Origin of the sequence: Mesorhizobium sp. WSM1497 (assembly GCF_001672455.2) — a bacterium.
GTDB classification, from domain to species: domain Bacteria; phylum Pseudomonadota; class Alphaproteobacteria; order Rhizobiales; family Rhizobiaceae; genus Mesorhizobium; species Mesorhizobium ciceri.
The window spans coordinates 534,293-547,434 of sequence record NZ_CP021070.1 but is presented as its reverse complement, the minus strand read 5'-3'; the positions used below and the strand labels follow the sequence as shown (position 1 = coordinate 547,434).

The window sequence follows — 13,142 nt, the reverse complement described above, 5'->3', positions numbered from 1 at the left end:
GGCAGTCCTTCAGGCGGTTTTTCTGGCCGGGCGGCGCCCGAGCGCGTGATGCGAGAGCACCATGAACGGCGCACCCGGTTCGGTTTCGACAAATAAGGTCAGCGCATCCACCAGCACCTTCTGTTGCAGCACTTCCGCGAACAGGCTGTCGATCGCTGCGCGCAAACGCGGGCTCTCCTGTGACCCCGCCCGGCCGGAGAGCGTCATGTGGAAGCGAAAGGTTTCGAAGACATAGGGGTAGCCCCATTGGCAGAGATTGCGGAACTCGGCCGGCTTCAGCGAATCCGGGCTGCGCCGCTCGATTTCCGCCTCGCTCAGCGGTGCGCGAAACCGGTCGAAGTCGCGCACCACGTCATCGGCGAACCGGTTGAGCGCAGGCACTGGCCCTTCCGGCACCAGTGCGAAGAAGCCGTCGATCTGGCTGACCACGAGACGGGGGATGGTCACCACCGGCGTCACCTCGGCAAAAAGGTCGAGTGCGGCGCGCAGCGAGACTTCCGTCTCGTTGGCAGCCAGGCGGAACGGTGCTTTCAGCGTCGCATGGAAACCATATCGGCGCGCCGAAGCGGTGTGGAAAGCGACTTCCGCCGCCGACAGGTCGGCCACCGCTTCGACCGGCCTCGTCGCGGCGCCAAACGGGTCGCGGCCCAGCCAGTCGGCGGCGATCCGCGCCAGTGGCTCGTCCTGCCGGGGAGTGAAATAGAGGGCGTAGCGCATGGAAAGTCCTTGTCAGCTTCGCTGCCATAGGTGATTTCCATGACGAATTGACGAAGCCTTGCTGGCTTTCAGGTAACAAAACGCTGCGGCGGGGTCATTAGCCGACGATTTTTTCGTGCTGGACCAGGGAGCGAGTGCTCACGCAGCGACCGATCAGGCCTTCATCAGCCATTCATGCTCGGGCGCATTGTGGAACTTCCACGTCCGCTTCGGTCCTGCCATGACGTTGAGATAATAGAGGTCGTAGCCATGGCAGGCGGCGCAGGGGTGATAACCCCTGGGTACCAGCACGACATCGCCATCCTCGATCGCCATTGCTTCGTCGAGCGCGCGATGACCGTTCTTGTCGGCGTCGGTGTAGACGCGCTGGAAGGCAAAGCCCTGCGGCGGGTTGAGGCGGTGATAGTAAGTTTCCTCGAGGTAGGATTCAGCGGGCAGATTGTCCTGGTCGTGCTTGTGCGGCGGATAGCTCGACGTATGCCCCCCGGGCGTGATGACCTCGACCACCAGCAGCGAATCGGCCGGCTTGCCCTCCGGCAATATGTTGGTGACATAGCGCGTGTTGGTGCCCTTGCCGCGCACCTCCTGGCCGAGATCGTCCGGTCCGATGACGCGAACCGGCAGGCGGCCGCCAAGGCCCGGCGCCGAGCAGACCGCGAGTTCCAGTTCGGTGTCCGCGGTCACCGACCAGTCCGAACCCTCAGGCACGTAGACCGACCACGGCTTGCCCTCGAAGGGCGACATGCGCTCGCCGAGCAGGCCGAGCTCCTTGCCGCCGGCTGAAGCCTTGCCCTTGCCGGTGACGAACACCAGGCAGACTTCGCGATCCTCCGTCTTGCCGGAGGCGCTCTCGCCCGGCTTCAGCCGATGCAGGTCGAAACCGACATAGGTCCAGCCGGCGCTTTTCGGCGTCACATGGGCGACGCGACCGTGGCCCTTGTCGGCTTTGACGAGCAGCTTCGACATTTTTGTCTCTCCTATCGCAAATCTTCGAGATCGGCCGAAGCCTCTCAACTTCGTCACCCTAGGGCGTAGCAGGAGCGAAGCTCCGTCGCGGAGACCCTAGGATGACGAAGTTAGAAGCACTGGAAGCTAACCGCCGACGCATGCGATCAGTCACTCCTTCGGCTCGGGCCCGACCGGAGGCCTCGCCTCGTCAGCAGGCTTGTAGAGATAAAAAAACTGCCAGACGGCGTAGCCGGCGAAGCCGAGCGCGATCATGCCCCAGAACGGCGTGCCGGTGGCGAACTCGATGATCGACCAGATGACGCAGACCGCGACGACGGCGACACGCCGCCACAAAGGCCGGAAGAAGGGGTGTTCGGAATCTTTCATCGGGCCAATCTACAGCAATCGGCCTCGCCGGGAACCCGTCGCACCAGCCATTAGGAGACTAGACATTTGGAAAGCCTTGCGTCTCGACCGTGTATCCGGCCGCCGTCATGACGCGCATCAATTCCTTGTAGCCCACTTGCGCCATCCTGAGCGGCGGGTTCTTCTTCGGGTCCTGCTCGGCCTCGACCACGAACCAGCCCTCATAGCCATGGTCGGCGAAGCGCTGCACGATGGCGCCGAAGTCCAGCGAACCGTCGCCCGGCACGGTGAAGGCGCCGAGCGCCACGGCGTCGAGGAAGGATTGTTTGGTGCGATCGAGCTTTTCAATCACCCCCATGCGGACGTCCTTCACATGCACATGGCTGATCCGGGTATGGTGGTTGTCGATGGCGCGCAGCACGTCGCCGCCGGCGAATGCCAGATGGCCTGCATCGAGCAGCAGCGGAATGCCGGCTCCGGAATAGCGCATGAAGGCATCGAGTTCCGGCTCGGTCTCGACCACCGCCGCCATGTGGTGGTGGTAGGACAGCGGCATGCCTTGTTCGGCGCACCATTCGCCAAATTCGGTCAGGCGCTTCGCATAGGCTTTCATCTCGTCGTCCGACAGCTTCGGCTTGGTCGCCAGCGGCTTCGAGCGGTCGCCCTGGATCGAACGGCCAACCTCGCCATAGACGATGCAAGGCGCGTTCACCGCCTTGAACAGGTCGATCATCGGCTGGATGCGATCCTTGTTGGCCATCTCCCCATCGACCAGCGTGCCCGAGAACCAGCCGCCGCACAGCGTGACGTCGGCGGCCTTCAGGATAGGCAGCATGATTTCGGGGTCATTGGGAAAACGCCGGCCCATCTCCATGCCGGTGAAGCCGGCCGAGCGCGACTGGCGCAGACATTCTTCCAGCGACACGTCATCGCTGAGCTCCGCAAGATCGTCGTTCCACCACGCAATGGGGGACATGCCCAGTTTGGCTTTCAAGTCGTCACTCCGGTCCTAAAACAGTTTCTTGCTCGTTGGCGCCGCCCCTCATCTGCCTGCCGGCATCTTCTCCCCGTGTAGAGGTGGGGAGAAGGAGGAGCTTCGGCGCCTCTATCAATCGCCGATGGTCTGCATCTGCCGCTTTTCGTCATACGCCTTGCGCGCCGCGTTGACCTGCGGCCGCACTGATACTTCCGGCACCGCCACATCCCACCAGTGACCGCCGGCATCGGTGGAAACCAGCGGGTCGGTGTCGATGACGAGCACCGTGGTGCGCGTATTCTTCCTGGCCTGTGCCAGCGCGTTTTCCAGCCCGGCGATCGACGGCACTTTCTCGGCAATCGCCCCCATGCTCGCCGCATGCGCGGCGAAGTCGATGTCGGGCAGAACCTCGTGGCGCGAGTCCTTCAGCAGATTGTTGAAGTTGGCGCCGCCGGTCGCCATCTGCAGCCGGTTGATGCAGCCATAGCCGCGGTTGTCGAGCAGCACGATGGTCAGCTTGAGGCCGAGCATCACCGAGGTGGCGATCTCCGAATTCATCATCAGGTAGGAGCCGTCGCCGATCATGACGACGATCTCCTCGCCGGGCTTCGCCATCTTGGCGCCGAGCCCGCCGGCAATCTCGTAGCCCATGGTCGAGAAGCCGTATTCGCCATGGTACGAGCCGGGCGCGCCCGCCTGCCAAAGCTTGTGCAATTCGCCCGGCAACCCGCCGGAGGCATTCAGCAGCGTCACACCGGAGCCCATGGCGCGCTGCACCGCGCCGATCACCTGCGCATCGGACGGATAGGCGGCATTGGTCGACGCCGTCACCTTGGCCGCCTCGACCGCCCAGGCCTTCTTGCCGGAGGACGCATTGTCGGTCCAGCTTGCCGGCGCCTCCCAACCCTTCAGCGCAGCACCGAGTTCCCCCAGGCCCTCGGCCGCATCGGCCACCAGTGGCAGGGCGCGGTGCTTGCCGGCATCGAAGGGCTGCACGTTGAGCCCGATGATGGTCTTGCCCGAATTCTTGAACAGCGCCCACGAACCGGTGGTGAAATCCTGCAGGCGCGTGCCGATGGCCAGCACGACATCGGCTTCCTCAGCCAGCCGGTTGGCGGCAGAAGTGCCGGTGACGCCGACCGCCGCCATGTTGAGCGGGTGGTCGTCCGGCAGCGAGGATTTGCCGCCTTGCGTCTCGCAGACAGGAATGCCGGCGCCCTCGGCGAATTTCGCCAGTTCGTCCGACGCCTGCGAATAGAGGACGCCACCGCCGGCGATCACCAACGGCTTTTTTGCACCCTTGAGCGCGGCGACCGCGGCCGCCAGTTCCTGGCGATCCGGGCGCGGCCGGCGCTGGTGCCAGACCCGCTCCGCGAAAAAACTCTCGGGATAGTCATAGGCCTCGGCCTGGACGTCCTGGCAGAGCGACAGCGTCACCGGGCCGCATTCGGCCGGATCGGTCAGCACGGCCATGGCACGGCTCAGCGCAGGAATGATCTGCTCCGGCCGGGTGATGCGGTCGAAATAGCGCGAAACCGGACGGAAGCAGTCGTTGACCGTCGCCGTGCCGTCGGAAAAATCCTCGGCCTGCTGCAGCACCGGGTCGGGGATGCGGTTGGCGAAGACATCGCCTGGCAAAAACAGGACGGGCAACCTGTTTACATGGGCGAGCGCCGCCGCCGTCACCATGTTGAGCGCGCCGGGGCCGATCGAGGACGTCGCGGCCATGAAGCGGCGGCGGAAATTGGCCTTGGCGTAGGCGATTGCCGCATGCGCCATCGCCTGTTCGTTGTGGGCGCGAAAGGTCGGCAGTTCGTCGCGCACCTGATAGAGCGCCTCGCCGATGCCGGCGACATTGCCGTGGCCGAAGATCGCCCAGACGCCGCCGAAGATCGGGACTTTGCTACCGTCGATCTCAGTCATCTGGCGCGACAGGAAGCGGGTCAGCGCCTGCGCCATCGTCAGGCGGATTGTCTTGCTCATGGTGTTTTCCTCCGCAGTCCTATTCCGCGCCTTCTTATGCCGCCTTGCGGCCGCGCGCGGCAAGCCACGCATCCGTCAACTGTTCGAAGCGCTGCGCCATGTCGGCGATCGCCTCGTCATCCGACATCCTGCCGGCCAGCCATTGTTCGGCCGCATGGACGAAGATGGTGCGGCCGACGGCAAAACCCTTGACGATGGGTGCCTTGGCGGTGGCGGCGAACGCCGCTTCCAGCTCGTCCTGCGGCGCTTCCAGGCCCAGCAGCACGACGCCGCGGCACCAGGGGTCGTGCTTCAGGATCACGGCCTCGATCTTCGCCCAGGCGCCGCTCGACGCCTGCGGCTCGAGCTTCCACCAGTCCGGCTTGATGCCGAGCGCATAGAGTTCCTCCAGCGCGCGCGGGATCGTCGTGTCGTCGAGCTTGCCATGCTTGCCGGCGATGATCTCGATGAGAAGTTCCCTGCCGACCTTCCGCGCGCCTTCGAACAGCGCGCGCAACTTCTGCTGCTGTTCTTCCTTGAGCGCGGCCGGATCGTCGGGATGATAGAAGCACAGGCACTTGATGCAGTGGTCGACCGGCCACTCGGTGAGCTGCGAGCCGATGTCCTGCGAGAATTCGAAGCGCAGCGGCCGCGAACCCGGCAGTTCCACCGGCCGCCCGAGCCAGGCGAAGGAATGCCTGGCGAATTCGAACATCGCCTTGCGGCCGTGTTTCTCGTCGATCAGCATGCCGTAGCCGTCGCGGCCGGCGGCAACCTTCGCCGCCGCCTTGACCGCCAGCACCTTGAAATCCTGGATGCGTGCGGGATCGGCACCGGCCTTCGCCGCCACATCCTCGAGCTGCACGCGGTGGTCGCAGGCGAGCGCCATCATCGAGGGAATGTCGCGCCGGCGCGTCGTTGCCCAATGGATGTGGTTGATCGCCTCGTCCTTGCGCAACGCCAGATGCCTGCTGCCGTTCTTGAGGAAGAACCGCAGCTCCTCGAAGGTCGGATATTCCGGCGCGCAGAGCAGCCGCGACACGGCGAAGGCGCCGCAGGCATTGGCCCAGGTCGCCGCCGTCGCATGGTCTTCGCCGCCCAGCCAGCCGCGCAGGAAGCCCGACATGAAGGCGTCGCCGGCGCCGAGCACATTATAGATCTCGATCGGAAACCCCTTGCCGACGACGCCGTCCTCGAGATCGTGGCTGATCGGTCCGTCATAGACGATGCAGCCCATCGCGCCGCGCTTCAGGACGATGGTGGCGGACGACAGCGAGCGGATCGTCTTCAAGGCGCCCAGGCAATCATCGGCGCCCGACGCGATCATGATCTCTTCCTCGGTGCCGACGATGAGGTCGCAGTCGGGCAGCACCGTCTTCAGCTGCGCCGAGACCCGGTCCGATTTCACATAGCGCTCGAACCCTTCGGCATGGCCGGCGAGACCCCACAGGTTCGGCCGGTAGTCGATGTCGAACACCACCTTGCCGCCCTTGGCCTTCATGATGCGGATCGCCTTGCGCTGCGCGGCATCGCTGTTGGGCCTGGAAAAATGCGTGCCGGTGACGACGATCGAGCGCGCCGAGGCGATGAAGGCCTCATCGATGTCTTCCGGCGCCAGCGCCATGTCGGCGCAGTCCGAGCGATAGAAGATCATCGGCGAGACGCCTTCGTCCTCGACCGACAGCAGCACCAGTGCGGTTAGCCGCTCCTTGTCGGTCTTGAGCCCGTCGACATTGACGCCTTCACGCGTCAGCTGCTCGCGGATGAAGCGGCCCATCTGCTCGTCGCCGACGCGGGTGAGCAGCGCCGAGCGCAGGCCGAGCCTGGCGGTGCCGACCGAGATGTTGGCCGGGCAGCCGCCGACCGACTTGGCGAAGGAGGTGATGTCCTCCAGCCGCGAGCCGATCTGCTGGCCGTAAAGGTCGACGGAAGCGCGACCGATGGTGATCACGTCGAGCGGCGCGTATTCAGCGTCCACGGCTTCGCTCATTGGAACCTCCCGTCGGCCTTGTTGTGTTGGGGTACACGCGCGAGCGGCAGCGTGGCGCCGGGAATATGAAATAATAATTCCAATCGATAGTCAATATGGAATGAGTATTCCTTCGGTGAAAAGTACCTTTTCGGCGGTGGATCAGGCCTTGCGCTTCCTGCCCGTGTCGCGCCGCTTCTCGCCGACGCCGACGGTCAGCGCCATGGCCAGCGCCATCGTCGCCGACAGCGACCGGAAGCCGGCGAAATCCGCCTCGGCAACCTCGAACCAGACCTTGGCGAACTGGGCGAGCGGCGAAAACGAGCTGTCGGTGATGGCGACGATCGGCACGCCCTGTTCCGAGATGCTGCGCGCCTCCTCGATGGTGGCGGGCGCGTAGGGCGAGAAGGAGATGGCGATGACGGCATCCGCCGGCGTGGCGAAGCCGATCATCTCGGCATTCAGCCCGGCCGCCGATTCGATCAGCTGGTTGCGGATCTTCAGCTTGCCCAGTGCATAGGCGATGTAGGACGCCACGGGATAGGAGCGCCGCTTGGCCAGCACATAGATGGTTTCCGCCTTTGCCAGCAGGGAAATAGCGTCTTCCAGATGCGCTTCGTCCAGCGTGCGCGAGATATCGTTGAGCGAGGTCGAGGCGGCGGCGACGAAGCCGTCGAAGATCGCCCGGTGGCCGGCGCCTCCCTCAGCCTTGACGCGCAGCGCCTGCAGCCTTTCGTCATAGGATGAGTTGCGCTCGCGCAGCCGCTCGCGAAACACCTGCTGCAGGCTGGTGAAACCATCGAAGCCAAGCTGCTGGGCAAATCGGATCAGGGTCGAAGGCTGCACGCCCGCCGAAGCGGCGATGCTGGCGGCGGTGCCGAAGGCGATATCGTCGGGATTGTCGAGCGCATGGGCAGCGATCTGGGCGATGCGTTTCGGCAGGCTTTCGCGTCGCTCCAGGATGGTGGTGCGCAGCGTCTCGAAATCGCGAGGTACCCGTTCGTCCATCGTCGCTCTGTCCAGGCTCATGCGTGAAGCGTCCTCTGTGCCTCATCATAGCGAGCCTGCGCAAGAACACCATAAAAAATGAGGCAGACATTCCATTTCAAGAGAAAATGGACTAATTCATCCACGCAGCGCTTCAAGCAGTGGAGAAACGGAAAATGGTCGGCGTCGGTCTCATCGGTACGGGTTTCATGGGCAAGTGTCACGCCATCGCATGGAGTGCCGTCAGCGCCGTCTTTCCCGACGTGGCCAAGCCACGGCTGGTCCACCTCGGCGAGGTCAATGAAGAGCTTGCCCGGCGCAAGGCGGGCGAGTTCGGTTTCGCCAAGGCGTCGGGCGACTGGCGCGCCGTCGTCAACGATCCCGAAGTCGACATCGTCTCGCTGACCACGCCCAATCAGTTCCATCCGGAAATGGCCATCGCGGTTCTTCAGGCCGGCAAGCATCTGTGGTGCGAAAAGCCGATGGCGCCGAGCTTTGCCGAGGCCGAGGCGATGGCGGCGGCGGCGAAAAAGTCCGGCAAGGTCGCCGCGCTTGGCTACAACTACATCCAAAGCCCGGCCATCCGTCACATCGGCGCGCTGCTGGAAGAGAAGATCATCGGCGAGGTCAACCATCTGCGCATCGAGATGGACGAGGATTTCATGGCCGACCCGGAGGCGCTGTTCTTCTGGAAGCACGAAGCCGCGTCAGGCTATGGCGCGCTCGACGATTTCGCCGTGCATCCGCTGTCGCTGGTCTCAGCCCTGTTCGGCCGCGTCGCCAGTGTCATCTGCGACATGGCCAAACCCTATGCCGACCGCAAGCTGGCCAGTGGCGGCCGTCGCGCGGTGGAGACCTACGACATCGCCAGCGTGCTGATGCATCTGGAAAACGGCATTGCCGGCACGCTGCTGGTCAACCGCTCGGCCTGGGGCCGCAAGGGCCGCATAGCCGTCCAGATATTCGGCTCGAAGGGGTCGATCCTGTTCGACCAGGAACGATCGAACGAATTCCAGCTCTACCTCACATCAGATCGGCCGACCGAACAGGGCTACCGCACCATCCTGGTGGCGCCGCACCACAAGCCCTATGACCTCTTCGTGCCGGCGCCAGGCCATGGCCTCGGCTTCAACGACCTCAAGATCATCGAGTGCCACGAACTGCTGACGCGGCTTGAGGGCAGGCCGGCGCGGCTCATCGAGTTTGCCGAAGGGCTGGAGATCGAGCGCACCGTGCATGCGATGGCGCGTTCGTTCGAGGAAAAGCGCTGGGTGGACGTACGGTGATATAAGCCCGCTCAGACGACCGTGGCAGCGACGTTCGTCTCCCATCCATTCACCCAGACCTGCCGCAAGCGGTCGCCTTCGCCCTTGAAGCGTAACCCGGTCGCCTGGCAATCCGCGATCCGGTCGCTGCGGAAATTGCGGATCGCCTGGCGCAGCTCGCACCAGGCGACGATGTTGGCGGTTTCGGCGTAGTAGATCAGCGCGATCGGGCGGATGAGGCGCTCGGAGGCGCGGCCCATTTCGTCTCGATAGGAGAGGTCGAGCTTCTCCTCGTCGCGGATGGCGCGTCGCACCAGCGCCAGGTCGATCGCGCCGGTCGAGGGCGCGGCGAACCCCCACGCATGCAGCGCATTGGCGTCGAATACCTGGCGCAAGGGCGGCGGCACCGCGCCGGCGATCTTGGCGCTGACGCGCTTGGCCGCCTGCTTGAGCTCGCTGTCGCCGGTGCGCTCCAGCAGCGCCAGCGACAGGACGATCGCCTCCATCTCCTCGATCGAGAACATCAGCGGCGGCAGGTCGAAGCCGGGACGCAGGATGTAGCCGATGCCGCGCCCGCCCTCGATCGGCACGCGCATCGCCTGCAGGGCGGCAATGTCGCGATAGATCGAGCGCACCGTCACCTCCAGCCGCCCGGCGATCGTCGCTGCCGTCACCGGCTGCCGCGCCAGCCGCAGGATCTGGATGATCTCGAACAGGCGCGACGCCTTGCGCATTTTTCTCGCCCGGTTTCCATCACAACTGACACACCATCGTCAGTTGGGCTGACCTATAGGAGCGCCTATCGAATTGAAAATCAACAGGTTCCGCTGCGGTTTGGGGGAGCGAGGCGGCAGGCAACTGACATGGGCTATGCGGAAAATCTCTGGCTTTTCTTTATCCTGCTGTTCGGCATCATCGCCGTTCCGGGCATGGATATGCTCTTCGTGCTTGCCAATGCACTGACCGGCGGCCGCGACCGAGGCCTTGCCGCGACCGGCGGCATCATGGTCGGCGGCATGGTGCACACGCTGAACGGCGCCATCGGCGTCGGCCTGCTGATGCATTTCGTGCCGATCCTGTTCAAGCCGCTGCTGCTTGCCGGCGCCGCCTACATGGCCTTCATAGGCATCACGCTGATGCGCAGTTCCATCACTGTCGGTCAGGAGGGGCCTGCCGGCAGCCGTTCCGCGTGGAAGGCGTTTCGCCAGGGGTTTGTGACCTGCCTGATCAACCCGAAGGCATACCTGTTCGTGCTTGCCGTCTACCCGCAGTTCCTGAAACCGGACTACGGTCCGATCTGGATGCAGGCGACGGTCATGGGGCTGCTGACCGTGGTGACGCAGGCTGCGATCTATGGCGGGCTGGCTATCACGGCCGGCCGCAGCCGCAACCTTCTGATCGCCAATCCGCGGGCGACCATTTTTGCCGGCCGGGCGGCCGGACTGCTGCTCTTTGCCGTGTCGGTGTTCACGGCATGGGAAGGATTAAGGGCGGCGTAATCCCGGTCACCGCCGCCCACTTCCCTATGCCCTGTCAGGCAGCTCCCTGCCGGTTGTCGATCATGGCGCGGCGTGCCGAGCGGCGCCACTCGACGGCGCCGGCAAGGCCGTGCAGCACCGTCTCGGTGGTCGCCCAGTCGATGCAGCCATCGGTGATGCTCTGGCCATAGACCAGCGGCTTGCCCGGCACCACGTCCTGCCGGCCGGCGACGAGATTGCTCTCGATCATCAGGCCGATGATGCGCTCGTCGCCTGCCGCGACCTGGCCGGCGACATCTGCCGCCACCTTGGGCTGGTTCTCGGGCTTCTTGGCCGAGTTGGCGTGGCTGACATCAATCATCAGACGGGGCGCAATGCCGATGCGGGCGAGTTCCACAGCGGCGGCTTCGACGCTCGCCGCGTCATAGTTGGGCTGAACGCCGCCGCGCAGGATAACGTGGCAGTCCTCATTGCCCGTGGTCGTGGCGATGCCGCTGCGCCCGCCCTTGGTCACCGCCATGAAATGATGCGGCTGCGCGGCGGATTTCACCGCCTCGGCGGCTATGCGCAGATTGCCGTCGGTGCCGTTCTTGAAGCCGACCGGGCAGGAGAGGCCCGAGGCCAGTTCGCGGTGGATCTGGCTCTCGGTCGTGCGCGCGCCGATCGCGCCCCAGGCAACGAGGTCGGCAATGTATTGCGGGGTGGTCATGTCGAGGAATTCGGTCGCCGCCGGCAGGCCGAGATTGTTGACGGCCGACAGCACATTGCGTGCCATCCGCAGCCCCTTGTCGATGTTGAAGCTGCCGTCGAGGTCGGGATCGTTGATGAGGCCTTTCCAGCCGACCGTCGTGCGCGGCTTTTCGAAATAGACCCGCATCACGATCTCCAGCCGGTCCGACAGGCTCTCGCGCAGCGCCGCCAGACGGCTGGCGTAGTCGACGGCCGCGACCGGATCGTGGATCGAACACGGGCCGACGATGACGAGCAGCCGGTCGTCGGTCCCGTTCAAGATGGCATGGGTTGCGTTGCGCGATGCGCTGACGGTGCGCGTCGCCGTCAAAGTGCGCGGTATCTCCCGCATCACCTCGTCCGGTGTGCTCAGTTCTCGGATTTCCTTGACCCGGAGGTCGTCTGTGGTGGTCAACACGGCTTTCTGCTCCTGTCGAGAGCATGATGCCGAAAAGTGTGAAGCGGTTTTCGGACGACATCATGCTCCTCTTTGATTTAGAGGGAACCTGCCGGCTGAAAACAAAAAAGCCGCCAGGTATGGCGGCTGTTCGGATCTTGTTGCTGCAATCTTCAGATCGAGCGCAATCCTCCCGCCGCCAGCGAGCTCCTAAAGTACCAATATGTGGCGGTCAGGTTGATCATGAGGCTCATATAGTCGATGCGGAGGCACTTGTCACGTGCCCTGATGCGGAGACAATTCGGGATGGCCGAAGCACCCAAACTTCGTCATCCCTGGGCGGAGCAGGAGCGAAGCTCCGTCGCGGAGACCCTGGGATCCATTCCGTGACTTTGGCCGAATGGTGCAGCGGAGCAGAATTCCGCACCGCAGCAACGCTCAGAAGTCGCGGCATGGATCCTCGGGTCTGCGCTGCTTCGCTACGCTCCTTGCTCCGCCCGTGGATGACGAAGTGATGGGCGTTTGAGACTCGCCGGCGTTACTCCGGTGACGCCCCCGCAATGCTTTGATCGTAGTCGACCAGCGACCCGGTCATGACACCGGACTGTGGGCTGACCATGTAGCTGATCAGACGGGCAAGCTGGTCCGGCTTGACCAACTGGCCCATCGGCTGCGTCGCTTCGGCCTTCGCCAGCCAGTCGTCCGGCGCGTCGTGCCACTTCTTCTGCACGATGTCCTCACCTTCCGTGTCCATCCAGCCGGGCAGCACCGCATTGCAGCGGATGCGGTTGTAGCGATAGGCATTGGCGACATTCTTGGTCAGTGTCATCAGCGCGCCCTTGCTGGTCGAATAGGGCGTCAGGAACGACTGGCCGGTATGCGCCGACATCGACAGCACGTTGACGATCGAGCCGGGTGCCTTCTTCTCAAGGAGATGCGCCACCACGCCCTGCATCAGGAAGAACGGGCCGCGCACATTGGTATCGAAAATCGTATCGAACAACTCTTCGGAGGTTTCGACCAGTGAACCGCGCGCCGAAGTGGCGGCGGCGTTGACCAGAGCGTTGACGGTGCCGAAATGCGAGATCGCGGTGGCGACCGCGCGCTTGCAGTCCGCCACTTTTGACACATCGGCGCTGATGAAAATGGCATCGACGCCTGCTTTCTTGAAATGGGCGACAGCCTTGTCGCCCTTCTCCTGCGAGCGGCCGATGAGCGCCAGTGCCCGGCAGCCCTCGTCGGCCAGCGCTTCGGCAACGGCAAAGCCGATCCCCTGGGCGCCGCCGGTGACGATGGCGCGTGTCTGTGAATTGCGATCGGCTGATGCGCTCATCGCTCTGCTCCTGTG

At 64.2% G+C, this 13,142-nt stretch carries 12 protein-coding genes; 2 read left to right on the top strand and 10 right to left on the bottom strand.

The annotated features are described in order from the left end of the window. Positions 1 to 9: 9 nt before the first annotated feature. The 7 genes from A9K65_RS02550 to A9K65_RS02520 form a co-directional block, all read right to left on the bottom strand. Complete coding sequence (locus A9K65_RS02550; protein WP_027161055.1) at positions 10 to 717, bottom strand: DUF1045 domain-containing protein; 708 nt, start codon at positions 715 to 717, stop codon at positions 10 to 12. A gap of 153 nt (positions 718 to 870) precedes the next feature. Next, complete coding sequence (gene iolB / locus A9K65_RS02545) at positions 871 to 1,683, bottom strand: 5-deoxy-glucuronate isomerase (protein ID WP_064992838.1); 813 nt, start codon at positions 1,681 to 1,683, stop codon at positions 871 to 873. A 150-nt stretch (positions 1,684 to 1,833) separates the two neighbouring features. Beyond that, on the bottom strand, positions 1,834 to 2,052 hold the full coding sequence (locus A9K65_RS02540) for a hypothetical protein (RefSeq protein ID WP_027161053.1): 219 nt from the start codon (positions 2,050 to 2,052) through the stop codon (positions 1,834 to 1,836). Between the two features lie 58 nt (positions 2,053 to 2,110). Further along, positions 2,111 to 3,025, bottom strand: a complete 915-nt coding sequence (gene iolE, locus A9K65_RS02535; RefSeq protein ID WP_064992839.1) for a myo-inosose-2 dehydratase — start codon at positions 3,023 to 3,025, stop codon at positions 2,111 to 2,113. 114 nt (positions 3,026 to 3,139) lie between these two features. Beyond that, a complete protein-coding gene (gene iolD, locus A9K65_RS02530; RefSeq protein WP_064993025.1) occupies positions 3,140 to 4,990 on the bottom strand; it encodes a 3D-(3,5/4)-trihydroxycyclohexane-1,2-dione acylhydrolase (decyclizing) in 1,851 nt (616 codons plus the stop codon). Positions 4,991 to 5,024: 34 nt separating this feature from the next. Next, on the bottom strand, positions 5,025 to 6,959 hold the full coding sequence (gene iolC / locus A9K65_RS02525; protein WP_064992840.1) for a 5-dehydro-2-deoxygluconokinase: 1,935 nt from the start codon (positions 6,957 to 6,959) through the stop codon (positions 5,025 to 5,027). A 141-nt stretch (positions 6,960 to 7,100) separates the two neighbouring features. Further along, positions 7,101 to 7,946: a MurR/RpiR family transcriptional regulator gene (locus A9K65_RS02520; protein WP_024502014.1), complete on the bottom strand. Its 846-nt coding sequence runs from the start codon at positions 7,944 to 7,946 to the stop codon at positions 7,101 to 7,103. Between the two features lie 155 nt (positions 7,947 to 8,101). Between A9K65_RS02520 and A9K65_RS02515 the strand changes: the two genes are divergently transcribed. Further along, positions 8,102 to 9,211: a Gfo/Idh/MocA family oxidoreductase gene (locus A9K65_RS02515; protein WP_064992841.1), complete on the top strand. Its 1,110-nt coding sequence runs from the start codon at positions 8,102 to 8,104 to the stop codon at positions 9,209 to 9,211. Between the two features lie 11 nt (positions 9,212 to 9,222). On the opposite strand, the gene A9K65_RS02510 is transcribed toward A9K65_RS02515, so the two are convergent. Then, positions 9,223 to 9,924 carry a YafY family protein gene (locus tag A9K65_RS02510; protein WP_064992842.1) on the bottom strand — a complete coding sequence of 234 codons (702 nt, stop codon included), beginning with the start codon at positions 9,922 to 9,924 and terminating at the stop codon, positions 9,223 to 9,225. Positions 9,925 to 10,053: 129 nt separating this feature from the next. On the opposite strand from A9K65_RS02510, the gene A9K65_RS02505 reads away from it, so the two are divergent. Further along, complete coding sequence (locus A9K65_RS02505; protein WP_024502012.1) at positions 10,054 to 10,689, top strand: LysE family translocator; 636 nt, start codon at positions 10,054 to 10,056, stop codon at positions 10,687 to 10,689. A 34-nt stretch (positions 10,690 to 10,723) separates the two neighbouring features. On the opposite strand, the gene A9K65_RS02500 is transcribed toward A9K65_RS02505, so the two are convergent. After that, on the bottom strand, positions 10,724 to 11,815 hold the full coding sequence (locus tag A9K65_RS02500) for a 3-deoxy-7-phosphoheptulonate synthase (protein ID WP_064992843.1): 1,092 nt from the start codon (positions 11,813 to 11,815) through the stop codon (positions 10,724 to 10,726). 517 nt (positions 11,816 to 12,332) lie between these two features. Then, positions 12,333 to 13,127, bottom strand: coding sequence for an SDR family oxidoreductase (locus tag A9K65_RS02490; RefSeq protein ID WP_013528365.1), 795 nt, complete (start codon positions 13,125 to 13,127; stop codon positions 12,333 to 12,335). Positions 13,128 to 13,142: the final 15 nt, after the last annotated feature.

What these genes read in the sequence shown, in the direction of transcription:
- A9K65_RS02550 (WP_027161055.1), bottom strand. Translation starts at nt 717, where the DNA reads ATGCGCTACGCCCTCTATTTCACTCCCCGGCAGGACGAGCCACTGGCG.
- iolB (WP_064992838.1), bottom strand. Translation starts at nt 1,683, where the DNA reads ATGTCGAAGCTGCTCGTCAAAGCCGACAAGGGCCACGGTCGCGTCGCC.
- A9K65_RS02540 (WP_027161053.1), bottom strand. Translation starts at nt 2,052, where the DNA reads ATGAAAGATTCCGAACACCCCTTCTTCCGGCCTTTGTGGCGGCGTGTC.
- iolD (WP_064993025.1), bottom strand. Translation starts at nt 4,990, where the DNA reads ATGAGCAAGACAATCCGCCTGACGATGGCGCAGGCGCTGACCCGCTTC.
- iolC (WP_064992840.1), bottom strand. Translation starts at nt 6,959, where the DNA reads ATGAGCGAAGCCGTGGACGCTGAATACGCGCCGCTCGACGTGATCACC.
- A9K65_RS02520 (WP_024502014.1), bottom strand. Translation starts at nt 7,946, where the DNA reads ATGGACGAACGGGTACCTCGCGATTTCGAGACGCTGCGCACCACCATC.
- A9K65_RS02515 (WP_064992841.1), top strand. Translation starts at nt 8,102, where the DNA reads ATGGTCGGCGTCGGTCTCATCGGTACGGGTTTCATGGGCAAGTGTCAC.
- A9K65_RS02510 (WP_064992842.1), bottom strand. Translation starts at nt 9,924, where the DNA reads ATGCGCAAGGCGTCGCGCCTGTTCGAGATCATCCAGATCCTGCGGCTG.
- A9K65_RS02505 (WP_024502012.1), top strand. Translation starts at nt 10,054, where the DNA reads ATGGGCTATGCGGAAAATCTCTGGCTTTTCTTTATCCTGCTGTTCGGC.
- A9K65_RS02490 (WP_013528365.1), bottom strand. Translation starts at nt 13,127, where the DNA reads ATGAGCGCATCAGCCGATCGCAATTCACAGACACGCGCCATCGTCACC.